Here is a 20628-nt window from a genome sequence, read left to right as displayed (position 1 = left end):
CATGAACAGTATTCTTTATCCCAAAATTCACCCCCGATGAAAAAAATAGCGATCATCTTGGTACTGGCCGGTGTGATTTTAGCTACCTTAGCGCAGTACGCCTACACGAATGACTGGATGTGGTTCCGTATTTTCCACACGGCGGGATTCATAGGGTACATATTTATCATTAGCGGACTGGCTTATTTTTCCCTGTGGTTTATTCATCAGCTTTCCCGTGATGAGAAAAACAGGATCAAGCGTTATTATCATCAACAGCACAGTGAAAAAGAAGCCTGATCCCTGTAACGGCAGTAACCAATGGCAACAGATACTTTTACCCTGAAATTTGAATATAAGGGCCATCCTCATATTCTGGAAGTGAACACGGTTCATCAAACATACAAGACTGTATACAAGGTCGTTATCGCAGAACACGAGATCTCATTTGAGCCCGATGAAGAGGGCTATGTAAGAGCAGTCGCCGACAAACCCATGCATGATCACAGCCACCCGGTAGATGTTGAGTTATTACACCATGTAGCCGGGCTGATTATTCAACATATCAGTTGATCAACCCTCCGGTTCCCCACGAACTTCATCCCTGATAGGCTCTGCGTCCCACCCCTGTCCTTCATCCAGCCAGGTTTTGATACGGTCGGAGACAATGAGTTTTTCCATCTCTTCAATACGCTCCCGCATACTGATGAGGTATTGTTTTTTGTCGTCCCGTGTGGCCGATAAGCCTTTTAATGTCCGTTCATCCTGTCTGAAAAAAGTGCGGGCGGCCCGCTCACTATGATAGGCGCGTACACCCAGCATCCGGAGTGCATCTGCTCCCATGCGCAGCGAGGTGTCTACCGTTTCGCGGTAAATATGCAATACGCCCTGGTCCATGAGGTCAAAGGTGTCTTCTACCTGCTGCGCTCTCACCAGCAGTTGCAGATGCGGGAAGTATTTTTGTGCCAGCTCTACAATCTGACGGGTTTGTTCAATCTGATCGGTGGCTACAATGAGCAGCTTGGCATCGGCGGCGCCGGCTGCTGCCAGCAGATCGTAGCGGGAAGCATCTCCATAATATACTTTGATGCCCAGTTTATGCAGGGAATCTACCCTGTCGGAATCCATATCCAGGATGGTGCATTTGATGCCATTGGCCCGCAGGAAACGCCCGGTCATACTACCGAAACGGCCAAAGCCGGCGATAATTACAGGATTCTTCTCATGTATCTCGTCGGAAGAACGTTCCTCCCGCTCCGGTACCCGGCAGGTAAACCGCGGCTGTATTACTTTTTCGTACAATAACATTACCAACGGCGTCAACGCCATACTGATAGCCACAATGGCGGTCAGCATAGCGGATAGTTTACTGTCTATCAAATGCACCTGGTTGCTGAAGGCCAGCAATACAAAGGCAAATTCCCCAATATCAGCCAGAGCAAAGGCGAAGAGCAGGTTCTGGTCTGTACTGAGTTTGAATATTTTCCCCAATCCCAGCAGCACCAGGGCTTTGATAACCATCAGCCCTATTACTAATCCGAATATTAACAACGGCTCTTCCATGATCAGTGAAAAATCAATGGAGGCGCCTACGGCGATAAAAAATAATCCCAGTAACAAACCTTTGAAAGGCTCAATATCACTTTCCAGCTCATGACGATATTCGCTGTTGGCCAGTACTACGCCTCCCAGAAAGGCGCCCAGCGCGGAGCTAAGACCCACCAGGTTCATCAGTACGGCGATGGCGACTACCATCAGCAGTGCCATCGCGGTAAACAGCTCCCGTACCCGGGTGCGGGCAATGATCCGCATCAACGGATTAACGAGATAGCGGCCGGCAATAATAATGGCGGCTACTGCTCCCAGTACTACGAGTGTTTGTCCCCAGGCAGGCAGGTTATCACGCAGCGACGCTTCATGCAACTCGGCGTTATCAGCGGCTCCGCTGGCCAGCAGCGGGAAGATAGCCAGCATGGGAATTACGGCAATATCCTGAAACAACAGTACAGAGAAGGCGCTCTGCCCTGCTGATGTGCCCATCCACCCTTTTTCATTGAGCGTTTGTAGTACGATCGCGGTGGAAGATAACGACAGGATCATCCCCAGCGCCAGCGATGCGTTGATCGGTTGTCCCAGCCAATAGGCCAGCGCGGCAATGGCAGCGGCACTGCCCAGCACCTGCAACCCTCCCAGCCCGAGTATCGAGGTACGTAATCGCCAGAGTAAAGTGGGTTCCAGCTCCATCCCAATGAGAAACAGCATCATCACTACGCCAAATTCGGCGAAATGCATAATGTCCTCTCCTTCTTTACCAATGAATCCCATCACAGACGGACCAATGATCACGCCGGCAATGAGATAGCCTAAAACGGCGCCCAGCCCCATTTTTTTTGCCAGCGGCACAAACACGATGGCGGCAGCCAGATATACCATCGACTGAAATAACAGTGAGTGTTGATTCATATTTATCGGGTTTGGGATGGAAGTTGTAAGGCCTCATTCATATAGTTCAAACGCAAAAGCGCCGAGGGGGCTACTTTATCGTCCCGCAGCAGTTCCAGCATCCTGCGGTAGTCCTGCGCGGCAGCCCGGATATCTTCAATATCCATGCGATGCACGCCATAAATCACGTAAGGCGCCATGTAATCCATGTTACATAATATCGCTGTCTGCGAAAAAGGTAACAGGAACTGCGTAACAGGGTACTGGTGTTTCCCGTCAGGATGGTAGCCTGTTTCGGCGCTTCCGGCGGAAATCACATTGCCAAAATATTTCCCCTTCAGGGCTTTACCGGTATGACCGTAGGCCCAGCCATGTTCCAGCACCAGGTCCTGCCACTGTTTGACGATGGCCGGCGCGCTGTACCAGTAAAAAGGGTGTTGCAGGAGAATGATATCGTGCTTTTCGAGCAGCGACTGTTCCCGTGCTACGTTGATGTCCAGGTCGGGATACTGCTCATACAAATCGTTGATAGTAATACCCCGTATACCCTTCACCGTAGTCAACAGTTGTTGGTGTACCCTGGACTTTTCCAGGGCCGGATGTGCAAAATTGATTAATACCCGCGCCATATATTGATGTGTCTATCCTTCTGAATATTCCTGTAATAAAAGCCGGTACTTGTTGAGTATGCGTGACTTAGAGACAAATCCGATCAGCTTTTTGTCCTGTACTATCGGCAGGTTCCACACATGCGCTTCGTCGAATTTTTTCAGTACCAGCGTAATATTGTCTTTTAAAGATACTACTGCCGGTGGAGCTTTCATTAGTTTCTTAACAGTTATCGTATCATATAGTTCCGGACTAAACATTACAGGGCGTAAGTCGTCCAGTGTAATGATGCCGTCCAGCCGGCCCTGCTCACCCACAACAGCAATGATGTTACGATGCCCGTCTTTTACCAGCGCTATCAGTTCCCGCAGATTACTGTTGATATCAATCTGTTGAATATCCCGCTCTACCAGGTCATCCATGCGCATCATCAGCAGTATGTTTTTGTCGTGCTCTTTGGTGAAAACCTTCCCTTCTTTCGCCCATTCCGTCAGCTCCGGCGAAATCGGTGAAAACCACTTCGCCATCAGGTAAGCCGTAGTAGACACAATCATCAACGGAATAAAAAGATCATAACCTGAACTGGACTCAGCTATCAGGAAGATGGCGGTCAGCGGAGCATACATCACCCCCGCCATTACCCCGGCCATCCCTACAATCACGAGATTGGTAACAGGTACCTCCGTAAAGCCCACCTGCGTGCAGAGCATGGCAAAAAAGAAACCCAGGAAGCCTCCGGCAAACAACGAGGGTGCAAAGTTCCCGCCGTTGCCGCCACTCTGAATGGTAATGGAGGTGGCAAATGCTTTCAGCAGGCATACGCAACCGGTGAATACCAGCAGCATCCAGCTTTGTGGCGGAAAATACCCGAAGAAGCTATTCTCCAGGATGCTTTCACCATGGCCACCAGCCAGCGATTTGACAACGGTATAACCTTCTCCGAACAAGGGCGGCATGGCTACGCAGAGCGCTGATACCAATACCCCGCCCAGCATGGCTTTACGCAATGCGCTCCATCCCAGCCGCTTAAAAAAATGTTCTACTTTATGCGACAGCACCACAAAATAACGGGAATAGAAGCCGCATAACACTCCCAGTACAATATAGAAGGGAACATTGTGGTAATTAAAGGGTGTCCGGGATTCAAAATGGAAAAGGACTTCTTCCTGCAGAATGATCTTGGAGAGCAGGCTACCACAAACAGCCGCTACGATCAGCGGCATAAAATCGGAAAACACTACGCCGGTCAGCAGGATCTCGAAGGCAAACATCATCCCCGCAATAGGGGCGTTAAAGGCGGCGGCGATGCCGGCAGTGGCGCCCGCGGCCAGTAACAGGGTGCGTTCCTTATAGCCCAGGGTATAGGTCCGGGCATAATTGGACCCCAACGCAGCACCGGTAACGGCAATCGGACTTTCCAGCCCTGCCGACCCCCCTAACCCTACGGTGACAGCACTTTGCAGTATCTGGGAGTACATCTTCACGGGGGGGATGAGACTGGAGTTCTGCGCAATTTCATGCAGGATGGCCGGAATCCCTTTACGGGACTGGCCTTTAAAAAAGAAAATGACTATCAGCGTTGTCAACACAATCCCCAGAAAGGGGAAAACAACATAAAAGATGATCTGCGTGCTGAAATGTACCTTGTAGGTGATGATATAGTGAATGTAGTGGACCAGTGTTTTGAGCACTACCCCAGCCAGACCGGCGGAACATCCCACCAGGATACCGGACAATAACAGGAACTGATTGCGGTTCAGTTTGCTGTGAAGCCAGTGCAGAAGCAGTTCATAACTTTTGGCTTTACGGAGGCTGTATTGTTCAAAATCCCTTTTAAACCTGAAAAAACTATGATGCTTCCGGATACGGCTAAATCGACTCATGTCGCAAATTTAGGGATCAGAGCTCAATCAACCCATAAACTTTATCGTTCATATAGGGACCGCCGGGATGTCTGGCGGTATAATCCAGGTTGATCCAGTACTCTCCTTTCAGCTCGTGATAATATAGTTCTTTGATGACTGGCTTAGGGAAAAGGGTGATGATCGCCTGTTTCATGATTTCGAAATCCTCCTTGGTGCCACAATACAGCTCCGGATAGGCGTGCCCTTTGATGAGTACGATACGGCAGCGTGCCCCGATAGATTGCAGGCAGGAGGTCATCAGGATGGAGTGATCATCACAGTCGCCTCCAAGGCCATTCTGGATGGTTTCCTGTGGCGTAGCGAAATATTCATCACGACGGGAATCCAGTACATATTTGAAATTACCGTTGATATACCGGAAGAGGGACAGGAACCGGGTGATCTTCCCGTATTTGTAGAAGTACTCATCGTAGTAGTCCAATGAGTGTTTAACAGAGAAATTACGGACAACAGAATCCTGGTAATTGACTTTTTCCCGGAGACCGCGAACGGTCTTATCGCGGTAGCTCTCCACGCGGCGGGGGTATAAGGACAGAATGTCCAGCTGTTTGCTGTCTTTGGTGCCCCAGTTGCCCTGCACCATGCCTTTATAGTCGTTTAATACATTGGTGAAAGTGTAATCTTCACGGTATTTGTTGATCATGAGTACCCCGCACATCAACAGGAAGGCGGGAATAATCAGCGGCCGGAAAACCCATCGCAGTGCATATACGATCAAAAGGCTGATCAGGAAAGATACAGCCAGGTCTATATGGAAACCTCCCGCCACGATGGGCGGAAGGAACCTGTTTATAAAAGGTGCGAGTGGTAACAACGTCAGCAGGCCCAGCGTGTTGAGCATCAATTGTGTGGACGTCGTGTATTTACTTTCATCAATGGCCATTATGCTATGCAATAAAGCAAAATTATGCCATAATCACTTCGCAAAATTTGGAATGGCCTGTTTGAAAGAGGTACTGTTACGGATTAATTCTATTTGTTGTTGCGTGTCGGTAATCTGTTTGTCCATATTCAGGTCGCGGTAGATGTTCTTCAACAGGGCGAAGTTCATCAGCGCCAGCACTTTCAGGTCCAGCTTCTGGGCGTGCTCGATGGCTATTTCAGCCACACGGATGGCTTTATGGAACTCGTGTTCATTGTAATATACCGTTGCATGCAGCAGTTTTTGGAATGATTCCAGGTATTTACCGCTGAAATAATCAGACGAATATTTTTTGATGACCTGGTCCGCATGCCGGCAAATCCTTTCCGCTGATTTAATGTTCCCCTGTCCCAGGTGGCCTTGAGCCTGCCATAACAACAGCATGAGGCGGAAAGAATCCGCTTTGCGGTAGGGCAGCGAAGGATAAGTCTGAAACAGGCGCCGGGTGAAGTTCAGCAGGTGTTCATAATCTTCCATCAGCAGGAATGCCGTGCCCATGTTGCGGAACACAATTTCCTGTGCCACGGAAATCTGCTGCCGGGGCCCATGTCCCCAGTATTGTTGGTATTGATAAATTTTGGCCCGGATGCTTTCATTCACAAAGCCGAATTTCAGATACTCATATATAAAGAGGAGTATTTCGTAAGGCGTTACCCATAGTTCCCCATCAAATTCATCGGCACTATACAGCTTTTTGATGGCGTTGAGTTCCAGTTCACATTGTTCTGCATCCAGTTGCAGCAATGCCATGGTAAAAAGCAGGTTACGGATCTTGAGTTTGTCTTCCTTGGCTTCGGCCAGTCCCAGTAAGGCATTCAGCACTTTTCTTTTACGGAAATGCATGAATTCATCGTTGATGATCTGGCTGAGAGGGTTCTTCTTAAAGAATCCCGGTGGGAAGATAGATTTCAGTTCCACCTGGTTATTGCCTTCGTGCTGGTAGTGAAGGACGAGATATTCCAGCAGATGTGATTTCTCGATATTGGCCAGCGGGAGATGGAACATTTTGATGATACCATCCGTTTGCCGGGTGGTGATCGCATAGCGGAGCAGCCAGCGAAATACCCCGATACGGTAAGGGGATTGAGGCAGATGGTCCAGTATGTTGCGCAACAAAGGTTCGTTGATCTCCTGGTTGTTTTGCTGGAGATAATGCATGGCCACAAAGTATTCCAGCAGGAAAGTATGTGCGAAGCGCACCTTTACATGGAACATGATTTCCTGGCTCAGGTTTTCTTCTGCCAGGATATTATCGGCCAGCAACTCTTTATAGGCGGGAAACAGGTCCGCGTTCTGGTTGAGCAGTTTGCTTTTATCTATATAGATACCGGTTCTGCCGAAATCGAGTAGTGTCAGCAGTTTTTCGATGATCTTTATTTTGAAGGCATTGCTCTGGGAGTTGAAGACCCTGTTTTGCACAAAGCGGGACACGATTTCAAACAAGCTCAGGTGCTCATCCACGAAGTTTTGTTCCGGGCCGGCGTTCAGCTGACAGAAGAGTTGCAGGTAATACGGGTTTCGTAGTTTCTGCAGGAAACTTTCTGAAAACATCCGGATGGTAGATGGATCGAAATGGTGGTTGTAGAGAACGGACTTCACTTCCTGTTCGGTAAGCGCCGGGAGGTTGATGTTGGTTTCTTCATCCATTTCCGGTCCCAGGTACCAGTAGCGGCGGAAGGCCGGGTATTGGTGGGAATGCTGGAATATTTCGGACCAGGTACTGCTCCGGATGGAAAGGATCACCTTCACCCAGGGGTAGCGGTCGTTGGAGTAAACGAAGTCCTCCAGTTTGGTATATAATAATTTGAGTTTATCACCCGAAACAGCGATTTCATCGAACCCGTCGATGATCAGGATCAGGCGGCCTCCTTTATTATTAAAGTGACTGGAGAAATATTCCCGGAAGTTTTCACCTTTGCCCAGGTCCATTTGGTTGTCCAGCCAGTTGGCTAAGGAGAACCCTTTCAGTAACAGGCTGCCGGCGGCGTGTGCATGGATGAACCAGCATACGTCGTGTTTGAACCGGGCATCCTTGCAGAACCAGAAATGTTCGGCGAGGTGTACCAGGGCCACGGATTTACCCCATCCTGATGGGGCAATCAGGGCGGTAGCCGCGTAATCGCTTTCCAGGAACCGCTCAATGTGTGCATTGCAGAATGTGCGGGGAACGGTAAATGGGAACGCTATACCTGAACGGTTTTTAAGCGTCAGGATGGTGTAATGGGATACAGCGTCCGCTTTGGTTTTCAGTTCATCCCACCTGCGGGTGTCCAGTTGCTGGTTGCTGCGACTGGAGCTGTTGAGCAATTGATAATGATGTTGCTGAAAATCTTCCCAGTCCTTAAACCGGCAGTATTGTGAGAGGGTGTTCAATGTGTAGCGGGAAAAGCTGTGTTGTGTAACAGCAAATCCGAATACCCTTTTGAGCGTTGTCTCACTAACCAGTTTGGTTGTGTTATCCAATATGGACTGAGCCAGATTTTTGCAATCTGCCGACGACATGACTTCAACACCGTATCTGCGCAATACTTCTTTCTGCAGTGTCATGATGAAGTCATAGGATAGATCAATCATAGGGGACAATAAATGGATTAGGAATTTTCGATACTTTTTTAAGTACGTATGAGTCAGGGGTTTAGATTTAAGAAAAGTGGAATGAACAAAATGAACAAGTGATTTTAAAAATGATTATATATATAAATATTTGTAATAAAAATGATTTTTGAACAAAAACACATTTTTATATAAAGTATAATTTGCTGTTTTTTATGAAGTTGCAATAAGAATGGTCAACCAAATTGCCAAGGTCCCGTTTGCTTAAAAAATTTTGGTCTGACTTGAAAAAAATTTCCGGGAAACCCTCTTTTTGTCAGCCTTCAGGAGTGAAGGCCTGCAAAAAGATGACTGTCGTCATCGAAATGAACAAACTGAACAATGAGATTCAGAAATGAACGAAAGGGACGCTACCGTTCAAAATGAACTAAAATGAACCACCTTTTATCCCCTGCTTCACTATACATTCGTAACGTTTTTTGCAATCTTTTAACATATGATTGAAAGTAGGATACATCTGTCACCTTGCTTTCAATCATTGTCCACACTGCCACATCATAGCCTATCCTCCTGCCAGAGTAGTTTGTAATTCATTGCAAAATGAATATCGTTTATTTTAATATCTGGTGCTATGCATTCAAACACTACTCCTAATTGCCCTTTTATTGCAACCCCTACTACCCGATTCGGGGCCAAAAGTGCCTTCAACACACCCGTGTTATTCTTTAAAAGGCATACCCGTTTGTTTTTGGGAAACCTGCTGTTACTGTTGATGATACTCGGCTTAACAGCCCAATCTGCAATGGCACAAACGCAAACGACCCGCGTATATGCAAATAGCCAGGAAAACAATACTACAGGCCTTTGTCTGGTCTGTAACGTTACGAATCCTGATAGTGCGGTAGATGTCACCGGCACCAGCTTCCTGCAAACAGCATCCGTTATTAATGCCGGAGTGGCTGTATTGGCAACCATTTATCAGGACCTTAAATTTAGTCAGCTACCTTCTCCGTCTTCCCCCTCGATCGTAAAAATTGGTACAGGCGGTACACTCTTATCCCTGGGACTAGCCAGTGCGATTAAGGTACAGCCCTATAACGGAAACACCCCCGTAGGCAGCCCCGCCAATATTTCTGGTACGCTGTTGAACCTGTTGGTCAGTGGTAACCAGGCCGAAGTATTCGTTCCTGCCCCTAACGCGGCATATGACAGAGTACGTATCACCATCGACGCCGGGCTACTCAGCGCGGCACTGAGCCTGAAAGTATTTGCAGCATATTATAATAAACCAGCTACCGGCGTTATAGATTGTAACACTCCCATTGATGTGCTCACCGGAGCTACCGCCGATCTGGGCCTTGCTTCATTGGGAGGCGTCACTGATCCGCAAAAAGCGGTAGATGGTAACATCTCTACTTATGCAGTCATGCAGACCGCTTTGGCAGCTGCAGGACAAGCCCAGATGACAGCTGTTTATCCCGGATTGTCCAAAACGGGCGATTCGGTTAGAATTGTCGTCTCGAACCCCGGTTCACTGCTAACACTTCAACTACTGAATGGGATCACCATTCTTACCTATAACGGCGGCACTGTCGTCGATAGTATACCCGGAAACAGTAACCTGCTCCGCCTTGATTTGTTGACCGGCTCCAGTTCAATACAAACACTTTCGTTCGCATCCAGCGCGCCCTTCGATCATATTCAGGTGAGATTCGGGGCAATCGTCAGCGCACTGGCTGCTTTAAACGTACATGAAATACAACGGATATCCCCTGCGCCAACGGCTACCGGCGGCGTTATCAAAACTACCTGCCTCGGTACTGCCGTTCCACTGTCTATTAGCAATCCTGACAATACAAACTATACTTATACCTGGTACGATTCCACTATGACGAACGTGGTCGGCACCGGTTCCAGCATTTCTGTAAACCCTGCTACTGCAGGCTCCTTCCGGTACTATGTGTCGGCGCAGCTAAAAACCTGCTCTGCCTCTGAATCTGCGAAAGCTCTGGTAACCGTTGTCGTGAATAACTACGCTGCCGCCGTTGATGTTACGGTACCACCTACCTCCTCCGCTTGCGCCGGTACGGTAGTGATTATACCTACGGCTACCAACCCTTCCGGTACACCTACTTTCAAATGGTATAAAGACAATGCTAAAACACAGCCCATCAGCAATGGACCTGATGGCGCGCTTACATATACTATTGATCCCACTACGGGTAAACTCACCGTCACAGGGCTCACTGCTGCAACAACTTATTACGTAAGCCTGACAGACAGTACCCATTGTGAAAACCAGGCTGGTTCCCTCGCCGCAGCTGCGGTGACGGTAGGTACCAACCCGCTGCCTCCGGTAACCGCTACCGGCGTTTCCGGTTTTACAGGCCAAACAATTACGTTATCAGCTACTACGCCGAACGCTACCATCCAATGGTATACCGATACCACGCAGGCGCCGGTGTTTACAGGGCCTGACTATCAGGTAGGTCCGTTCGCTACACCGGGTGTACACACTTATTATGTAGGCTCAAGCCTGCCCGGTGGTTGCTCCTCTTTCAGAGTACGGGTAGATCTGACCATCACTGCGCCTGGTACACCTACTTCCTGTAACGCACCTACCACACAGGCTTGGGGAACTACCCTGGGTTGCCTGCTGTGCGCGGTGAACAACCCGGAAAATGCCGTGGATAGCGACCCAACCAACTTCTCGCAACTGAGCGTGCCTGTCGGCCTGCTGGGTGGTGCTGCTTTCCAACAGCTCATCTTCCCACAACCCGGCGCTGCTACTGATAGTATCCGGTTTGAGCTTGGTGCATCCAGTAGTTTGCTGGATCTGTCTGTGTTGGGCGGTGTGGTATTAACGGTGGCGAATGGAACGAACGTGGTGGCAAGAGATACTATCTCCAACCTGCTGCACCTGCAATTGCTGGGAGGAAATACAAGAGGGTATATCACTATACCGGCTGTCGGTGCATTTGATCGCGTTGAAATAAAAATGACAGGTACTCTAAACCTGCTCAATTCAGTCAATATATATGGCGCCCGCATTATCAGCCCCAATCCGACTGCACTGGTACGCAACGTACAGGCCTGCGTAGGTGCTACTGCTACGCTCAATGCTACGCCTGCACCGGGTACTACCGTTCAATGGTTTGCTGATTCTACCACCACTACTGCTTTAGGCCCCAATCCATATACAACACCGGTACTCAATACCCCGGGCACAGTAACCTACTGGGCACAGGTAATCGGTACCAACGGTTGCGCGAATCCTGATCGTTTACGCGTTACCGTTACAGTGAACGCCCTGGGTGCTGCCGCGGATATCAACCTGGCAGATACCACTTTTGGTTGTGTAAGCAGTGGTGCTATATTGAAACCTACTTCTACTACAGTAACCAACCCGGTATTCACCTGGTATAAAGACGCCAATAAAACAACTGCCATCACCAACGGTCTCACCGAAGGGGCGGTACATTATACGATAGACAGCGTAGGTAACCTCACCGTTACCGGCCTGGCACTGGGTAACTACACCTATTATGTAGCTGTTACCGGTACCAACCGTTGCGAAAACCCTGCCGGCGCACTGAAAGCTGCGGTGGTAAATATCGCCAATGCTCCTGCTACACCGGTAGTAACCGGATCTGTGATCGTTCCTACCGGTCAACAGGCAACATTGACTGCTACACCGGTACCAGGTGCGGTGATCAACTGGTACACAGACTCCACTACCACTACTATTCTCGGAACCGGCGCCAGCCTGGTGGTTGGTCCGTTCAATAACCCGGGTACCTACAGCTACTATGCTGCCGTAACTACCCAGGGCGGATGTACTTCTGCACGGGTACGGGTAGACGTGGTGGTAACCGGTCCGGTAATTCCTTCTCCGGATTGTAATGTACCTACCAGCCAGGTTTCCGGTACTACCCTGGGTTGTATCCTCTGCTCCGTGCAGAATCCAACCTTCGACATCGACAGCTCTTCTACTAACTTTACCAGCCTGCATATACCAGTCGGCCTGTTAGGTGGATCTGTATACCAACAGCTCATCTTCCCGAACCCTGGTGCGGCAGGCGACAGCATTCGCCTGACAATGGCTGCTCCTGGTGGTCTGGCAGATGTAAGCCTGTTTGCAGGTATTGTGATCACACAATATAATGGCACTACTGCCGTAAAAGCAGATACACTGGCTAACCTGCTTAGCCTGCGCCTGTTGAGCGGTCAGCAATTCAACGCTACCGTGGCCGCTACCGGTACATACGATCGCGTAGAAGTAAGAATTACAGGGCTGGCTAATCTGCTCAACTCTATCGATATCTATGGCGCACGTATCCTGTATCCGAACCCGACTATCAGCGGTACCGGAGATACCGTATGCGTAAACCAGAAAGCGACACTCTCTGTAACACCTGCTGCCGGTACTACTGTACGCTGGTATGCCGATGCTACCAGCACTACCGTGTTGGGCAGCAACAATAGTTATACTACTGATACCCTGAAAACACCAGGTACGTTTACTTACTATGTACAGGTGGTAGGCGCCAATGGTTGCGCTAACCCTGGACGTGTACCCGTAACCGTTACTGTGTCTCCTGCTCCGGCTGTACCGGGCGCCGATCAGACCCTGAACCTCTGCCCTGGCACCAGCGCGGCACTGGCGGTATCTACACCGGACCATCGTCTTATCTATAACTGGTACAATGTGGCCACTGGCGGTACTAAACTGAACACCGACAGCGGTTACGTATTCAACGTACCGAATATTACCAAAGACACTACATTCTATGTGGAAGCGGTGAGCAGCTGTGGTGCGGTGTCTCCGAGACAAGCATTCCATATCGTGATCTCTGGTTCACTGAGTGCACCGGTGGTTACACCAAACCCGGATTCCGTTAACATCGGTACCCAGGCAGTACTCAAGGCCACCTCTAATGCTGCTAATGTTTCATTCATCTGGTATGGCAGTCAAACCGGCAACGACAGCCTGTTTACAGGTCCTACTTACGCACCGCCTACCCAGAATACACCTGGATCTGTTACCTATTGGGTAAAAGCTTCCATCAATGGTTCATGCTCTTCTATCCGTGTACCGGTAGTCGTGGTATACGGAACCTTTAATACACCAACACCAGTGCCTTGTGAAGGCGCTACCACCCAAACTATCGGCGGCAGCGGTCTCCTCGTACTGGGTAATGTATACAACCCGCAACTGGCTGTGGATAATGATGCCAGCACCTACTCTTCTCTCGTGATCAACCTTGGGGTACTGAACGCGGAAGTATGGGAAAAAGTAGGCTTCAACGGCCTCTCTGCTCCTGGCGATACTGTAAGGGTACTGCTCACCGAACCGGGTGTGGTACTGTCTGCAGCACTGCTGGGCAGTGTTCAGCTGACTACCTACAATGGTAATGCGCCACAGGATTCGGTGACCGTGAACGATCAGTTGCTGAAACTGACGCTGTTGAACAATGGTTCACAGGCGATCGCAGAATTTGTGCCGAGCAAACCATTCGATGCTGTTCAAGTGAAACTGAAATCCGGTATCGTAGGTGCGCTGACTGAAATAGGCTTTAACTACGCACAACGCGCTTTGGCCAAACCTACTGTGCAAGCGTCTACTACAGCGGTTTGCGCAGGTAATACCGCTACGCTGAACGTACAAAACCCTGCTGCTGGTGTGACTTACCGCTGGTATACTGCCAACGGTACCCACCTTACTGACGGCACTTCCTTCACCAGCGGTGCGCTGACCTCCGATACCAGCTTCTATGTAGAAGCATATCGCAACGGTTGCGCAAGCACCGTAAGAGCACAGGCAATGGTGAAAGTAGCGGCAGCCCCGGCTGCGCCGAATGTACAATCTGCCAATGTGCAGGTATGCCCTGGCTCCGACGCGGTACTGGCTGTATCTAACCCGCTGGCCGGCTACTCCTACAATTGGTACAATGTAGCTACCGGTGGTACCAAACTGAACACAGATAGTGGATTCACCTACAAAGTCATCAATGTAACAGCGCCTGCTACCTACTATGTAGAAGCAGTGAATGATAGCTGTAATACTATATCTGCCACCAGAACGGCTGTTAACGTAAGTACCGCAGCTTCCCTGCCGGCTCCGACTGTAACGCCCAACCCTGATACCGTGGTGATTAACCAGCAACCGGTGTTCACCGCATCTGCTTCTACAGCAAATGCCATGTTCTACTGGTTTGCTACTTCCACCAGCACCGACACCTTGTTTAAAGGAGCACAATTCGCCGCTCCGGCTTCTGCTACCACCGGTACGGTTACGTACTGGGTAGTAGCTGCCATACCTGGTGCGGGCTCTTGTACTTCTGCCAGAGTACCGGTAACCGCTGTCACTATCTCTGACCGCCAGGATCCGGTGCCTTGCGAAGGCGCAACATCCTACACCATCGGAGGCTCCGGTCTCCTGCTGTTGGGTAATGTGTACAACCCGCAACTGGCTGTAGACAACAGTGCCAATACTTACTCTTCCCTCGTAATAGACCTCGGTGTACTGAATGCTTCCGTTTGGGAAAGAGCTTACTTCAACGGTGTCTCCACTCCGGGCGATACAGTGAAAGTAATGGTCACCAACCCAAGCCAGGTGCTCTCTGCCGCCGTACTGGCAAGTCTGCAACTGACATCCTATAATGGTAACACTCCGGGCGACTCCGTTCTGGTGTCCAACCCGCTCGTGAATATCAACTTGCTCAGTGGTGGCAGAAGCGCATTACTGTCCTTCGTTCCTTCCAAACCATTCACCGGCGTGGAAGTGAAACTGCAATCCGGTATCGCCGGCGCCCTGACGGAAGTAGGCTTCAACTACGCACAACGTGCGATCGTACAGCCTACCGTTCAGGTAACCAACGCCAGCATCTGTAAAGGTCAACAGGCTACCCTCAACGTAGTGAACCCTGTGGCTGGCGTTACCTACGGCTGGTACGACAGTAAAGGCAACCACCTGCTGGATAGCATCGCTTATGTAACGCCGTCCACCCTCGATTCCGGTGTCTACAACTTTACTGTAAGAGCCATGCGGAACAACTGTAGCGGCGCAGCTTCTCTGCCTGCACAGGTAACTGTTTACGGCATCCCGGCTACACCAGTAGCTACCGCCGACACGGTAACTACCTGCGTAAACACAGCGGTTACCCTCAGCGTAAATGCTGTACCAGGTGTAAACTTCAACTGGTACGATGCGGCTACCGGTGGCGCTAAACTGGCATCCAATACCAATAGCTACACTACCCCGGCCAACCTCGCTGCCGGTACCTACAAATTCTATGTAGAAGCAGTGAATGGCAACAATTGTGTCAATAGCGGCGCCCGCGCCATCATCACCCTGTTCGTCACCAACGGAGCTACTGCGGCAGATATCAACGTAACAGACCAAACTATCTGTGCCGGCGATACCGCTGTACTGACGCCAACATCCACTACTGTACAGAACCCTGTATTCAAGTGGTATGCTAATCCGGATAAAACCGGTCCGATCACACAGGGTGTAAGCGCAACAGGCGTACTGACTATCACCGGCCTCGCTCCGGGTACCTACACCTACTACGTGAGTGTAAGCAACGCGGGTAACTGTGAAAACAGCGCCGGCAACCTGAAAGCGGCTCACGTAACGGTTAATAAACGCTCTACCGCTGCAGATATCACCCTCAGGGATACAACCATCTGCGCGAAGACGACGGTTACCCTGACAGCTACCAGCACTACTGTAACCAACCCGGTATTCAAATGGTACCAGGATGCTAACCTGCAAACACTGCTGTTTACCGGCGCATCTTACACCACACCGGTCATCAGTGCTAATACTACTTACTACGTAACCGTAGAAGGCAGCAACAGCTGCGCTAACGCAGCCGGTACGGCAAAAGCGGTGAATGTAACACTCACCAGCCTGCCAACACCAACTGTCAGCGCTTCCAATACCAATATCTGTGCGGGAGACTCTGTGGTACTCTCTGTCACCAATCCGGTGAATGGCCTCACCTACAAATGGTACAATGTGGCCACCGGCGGTACCGCACTCTTCACAGGACCGGTGTATACCGTGAAAGGCCTGACAGTATCTACTGACTTTTATGTAGAAGTGTCTTCCGGCAGCTGTACGGATACTACCCGGACTAAAATATCCATCGGCGTGGGCAGCGCTCCAACACCAGTACTGGTGGCGGATAACGTGACCGCCTGTATGAATACTCCGGCCACATTGGCGATCCTTAACCCGGACAACGCGCTGACGTATAACTGGTACACCACCCCAACAGGCGGTACACCAATCTTTACCGGACCGGTATTCGTTACACCATACCTGTCTGCCACCACACAATACTATGTGGAAGCGGTAGGTAGCGGTCCCTGTGGCGCTGCATCCAAACGTGTGATGGCTACAGTAACTGTGGTGACTGCACCGCCGGCGCCTGTGGTAACACCGGCAGCGGTTACTACCTGCACCGGTTCCAGCGTAACGTTAAGCGTACAGAACCCGCAGGCTGGCGTAAGATATGAATGGAATGATGCCGTAGGTAACGTGGTATTCACCGGTACCAGCTACACCTTCACTGCTGACAGCACCACCACTTACTATGTGAGAGGTATCGTCGGCAGTACTTGTCCAAGATCCTGTGGCGGATGCCCTGGTCCGAGGACTGCGATAGTGGTTACTACCAGCGCAGCACCGGCTACACCGACCGTTGCAGCAAGCTCTCCTAGTGTTTGCGCAGGCGGTAGCGTGACGCTTAATATCCAGAATCCGGTGCCCGGCACTACTTACAAATGGTATGATGCGGCTACCGGCGGTAATCTGCTCGGAACAGGTACTTCCTACACCACCGGCGCACTGAATGCCACCACCGACTTCTATGCAGAAGCCAGCAACGGTAGCTGTACCAGCGCGGTGAGAGCTAAAGTAACCGTAGGCGTAGGCACGGCTCCAACACCGGTACTTGAATCTAATGCACTCACCATCTGCGTGGGATCTACCGCTACATTGCGGGTGATTTCTCCGGCAAACAATATCACTTATAACTGGTATACCACACCAACAGGCGGTACAGCTATCTTCACCGGTCCTGTATTCACAACGGCTGTGTTGAATACCACTACTGACTTCTATGTAGAAGCCGTGGGTGATCCGAACCAGTGCGGTAATCCTTCTGCAAGAGTGAAAGCCACTGTTACAGTGACCTCCGCTCCAGCTGCTCCGGATGTAACAGCATCCAGCCTCAGGACCTGCGCCGGTACCGGTGTAACGGTATCCGTGAAGAATGCACAACCAGGATTTATATATCAATGGTATGATGCACCTGCAGGCGGTACTCTGCTCTTCACCGGTGAGGTGTATAACGTACCGGTTGTAAACAATACCACTACTTACTATGTACAGGCCAATATTGGCACCGGCTGCTCCAGCGCCACCAGAACTCCGGTTCTTGTAAATGTAGATGCGGCGCCGGCAATGCCGACTGTAGCGGCCAATAACCTGACTACTTGTATCAATAGTACCGTTACCTTCAGCATCCAGAATCCGGACCCAACCGTGACTTATAACTGGTATGATGCTCCAACGAACGGTAACCTGCTGTCTACAGGCACCAGCTACACTACTGGTCCGCTTACAGCTACTACTACCTTCTATGTGGCTGCCATGAATACCAATGGTTGCGGAAGCTCCCGCGTTGGTGTAACAGCCACCGTGATCAGCACCATCGATGCGCCACTGGCAGATCCGGTAACGACCTGCGCTGGTCAGACCGTAACCCTGGCCGTGAAGAATGCACAGGCTGGCGTGATCTACAAATGGTACACCCAGGCTACCGGCGGTACACCAGTATTCACCGGTGCAAACTACAGCATCACACCAACAGGTAATGCTACCTACTATGTTGAAGCAGCTACCAGCGGTGGTTGTGTAAGTGCCAGCAGAACACCGGTAGGTGTAACCGTGAACGCAACACCAGCTGCACCGGTAGTAGCTAATGCAACACTGCAGACCTGCCAAAGTCAAACCGTGATACTGAGTGTGCTGAACCCTGATCCGGCACTGACTTACAAATGGTATACTACCGCAACCGGCGGAACAGCTATATCAACCGGCAGCAGCTTTACAACACCACCGGTGACAGCCAATGCGATGTACTATGTGGAAGCGGTTAACAGTACCGGCTGCCCAAGTGCAACCCGCGCGGCAGTGAGTGTTCAGCTGATCAACGCTCCGGCAACACCAACAGTAACCGGCGCTGAAAACGGTATCTGTCCGGGTAATAAAGCTACACTGACAGCCAGTTCAACAACACCAGGCGTCACCTTTAACTGGTACAGTGCACCAACCGGTGGAGCACCAATATTTACCGGTCCGGTGTTTACTACACCAGCACTCAATACCACCACTACCTACTATGTGGAAGCGGCCAGTGCCTCCGGTGGTTGTACCGGGGTAGGCGCCAGAACAGCGGTGATCGTCAGCATGCTGCAACCGCTTGCTACACCGCACGTGAGCCTTGCCGGTATCACTGCTACCAGCGTCACCTTCAAATGGGATCCTGTACCAGGTGCGGTACGCTATGAAGTGACCATCGACAACGGTGTCACCTTCACCGCTCCAAGCACCGGTCCAACTGGTACTTCGACTACTATCAACAACCTGCAGCCTAATCAGAGCCTGGCATTCGGTGTAAGAGCCATCGGCAACAGTGATTGTCAAACCAGCGCGTTGGGTACCTTGACTTGTACCACCGCTAACCCGCAAGGCAACAACATCTTCATACCAAACCTCTTCAGCCCGAACGGCGACGGAGCCAACGATGTGTTGTATGTATACGGTACAGCGATCGCACAACTCGAATTCAGAGTATACAACCAATGGGGTCAACTCGTATTCACCTCCAAAGACCAACGTCAGGGCTGGGATGGTACCATGGGTGGACAGAAACAACCGGTAGGCGTATACGTATACATCGTGAAAGCGACTATGCAGGATGGCAGCGAAGTGGTGAAGAAAGGTAACGTAACGCTGATGCGATAAACGACAGGAACAGAAACCCGTAGATCAATAAACAAATGAACTAGCCGGGGTGCATACCAGGCACCGGTTGCACCCCGGTCAATTTTGAACAAGTAAAAAATGTTCCTATGAAAAGGATCTTTATTGTTGCAGTACTTTTGTGGAGCAGTTTGTTATCCAGGCAGTCTTTTGCCCAGGTAGACCCGCACTTTTCCCAGTATTATGCTTATCCGCTCTGGTTAAACCCGGCGCTCACAGGCGTTATTGACGGGGATTACCGGGTATCCGGAAATTATCGTAACCAATGGGCAAACTATGGAAAACCTTTCTCTACCGCCGGTGTTTCCGTAGATGCAGCCACAGACAAAAACATCGGCGTAGGCCTGAATGTACTGAATATGTCTGCCGGCGATGCCGGATATAATTTCCTCAACGCCATGGCCAGTGTATCATACACCGGTGTGCGGTTTGGTCAAACCAAAACCAGCCAGATCGTATTCGGTATACAGGGGGGTATCATTAACCGTCGCGTAGATCCGGCTAAATTCCAGACAGGCAGCCAGTATAAACCAACCATCGGCTTCGACCCCAGCATTGCCAATGGAGAAAATATAACGACTACCTCCTCTACTGTTTTTGATGCCGGCGCAGGCGCCATGTTCTTTGATGGCAACCCCAATCACATGCTGAACCCGTTTGTAGGGTTTGCAGCGGCTCACCTGACCAGCCCTAAAGATCCTTTCGCAGGCGGCTCAGCGGAAGAACACAGACTGCCTGTACGTTACCTTGTTCACGGCGGTACCAAAATCAAACTGAATGAAAAAGTAAGTCTCACTCCTACCGGCCTGTATATGCGTCAGGGTAATGCCGAGGAGGTAGTGGCCGGTATGTATGCACAACTGTTGGTAAATACTGATTTTGACTTCCTGGTGGGTGGTAACTATCGTTTTAATGATGCCGTAATTCCCTTTGCCGGCTTCCATTTCAAAGGTTTTGTACTCGGTCTCAGCTATGATGCCAACACATCAAACATGCGCCGCCTGGTAAACGGCAGCCAAAGCTTTGAAATATCCCTTTCCTTTATCAGCAGGAAAAGACGGGTGCTGAATGAAGAATATTTCATCTGCCCCAGATTATAAGGATATAACAACAAGTGGATATAACAGCAGTGGATA

Annotated in this window: 9 protein-coding genes; 4 read left to right on the top strand and 5 right to left on the bottom strand. The window is 50.2% G+C overall.

Going from position 1 to position 20628, the window contains the following annotated elements:
- Window positions 1–36: 36 nt before the first annotated feature.
- On the top strand, window positions 37–279 hold the full coding sequence (locus ICL07_RS13820; RefSeq protein WP_188088488.1) for a hypothetical protein: 243 nt from the start codon (window positions 37–39) through the stop codon (window positions 277–279).
- A gap of 21 nt (window positions 280–300) precedes the next feature.
- Window positions 301–552: a hypothetical protein gene (locus ICL07_RS13815; RefSeq protein ID WP_188088487.1), complete on the top strand. Its 252-nt coding sequence runs from the start codon at window positions 301–303 to the stop codon at window positions 550–552.
- Here the strand turns inward: ICL07_RS13815 and ICL07_RS13810 are convergent, their stop codons facing one another.
- From ICL07_RS13810 to ICL07_RS13790, 5 genes are read right to left on the bottom strand one after another with little or no spacing between them, the layout of a single operon-like run.
- Window positions 553–2442 (bottom strand): monovalent cation:proton antiporter-2 (CPA2) family protein, encoded by a 1890-nt coding sequence (locus ICL07_RS13810; RefSeq protein ID WP_188088486.1) that lies wholly within the window; start codon window positions 2440–2442, stop codon window positions 553–555. It lies immediately after the preceding gene.
- 2 nt (window positions 2443–2444) lie between these two features.
- Window positions 2445–3050, bottom strand: a complete 606-nt coding sequence (locus ICL07_RS13805) for an NAD(P)H-dependent oxidoreductase (protein WP_188088485.1) — start codon at window positions 3048–3050, stop codon at window positions 2445–2447.
- 12 nt (window positions 3051–3062) lie between these two features.
- Window positions 3063–4913, bottom strand: coding sequence for a chloride channel protein (locus ICL07_RS13800; RefSeq protein WP_188088484.1), 1851 nt, complete (start codon window positions 4911–4913; stop codon window positions 3063–3065).
- Between the two features lie 16 nt (window positions 4914–4929).
- Window positions 4930–5838, bottom strand: a complete 909-nt coding sequence (locus ICL07_RS13795) for a transglutaminase domain-containing protein (RefSeq protein WP_188088897.1) — start codon at window positions 5836–5838, stop codon at window positions 4930–4932.
- Between the two features lie 33 nt (window positions 5839–5871).
- Window positions 5872–8451, bottom strand: a complete 2580-nt coding sequence (locus tag ICL07_RS13790; RefSeq protein ID WP_188088483.1) for an NACHT domain-containing protein — start codon at window positions 8449–8451, stop codon at window positions 5872–5874.
- A gap of 610 nt (window positions 8452–9061) precedes the next feature.
- Between ICL07_RS13790 and ICL07_RS13785 the strand changes: the two genes are divergently transcribed.
- Both ICL07_RS13785 and ICL07_RS13780 read left to right on the top strand, forming a co-directional pair.
- The gene (locus ICL07_RS13785; protein ID WP_188088482.1) at window positions 9062–19474 is read left to right on the top strand and encodes a gliding motility-associated C-terminal domain-containing protein; all 10413 of its coding nucleotides are present in this window, start codon (window positions 9062–9064) and stop codon (window positions 19472–19474) included.
- Between the two features lie 107 nt (window positions 19475–19581).
- Window positions 19582–20592, top strand: coding sequence for a PorP/SprF family type IX secretion system membrane protein (locus ICL07_RS13780; protein WP_188088481.1), 1011 nt, complete (start codon window positions 19582–19584; stop codon window positions 20590–20592).
- Window positions 20593–20628 lie beyond the last annotated feature (36 nt).

The sequence above is a fragment of the Chitinophaga qingshengii genome, from assembly GCF_014529935.1.
Lineage (GTDB): Bacteria > Bacteroidota > Bacteroidia > Chitinophagales > Chitinophagaceae > Chitinophaga > Chitinophaga qingshengii.
This window is presented reverse-complemented; position numbering and strand designations above follow the sequence as displayed.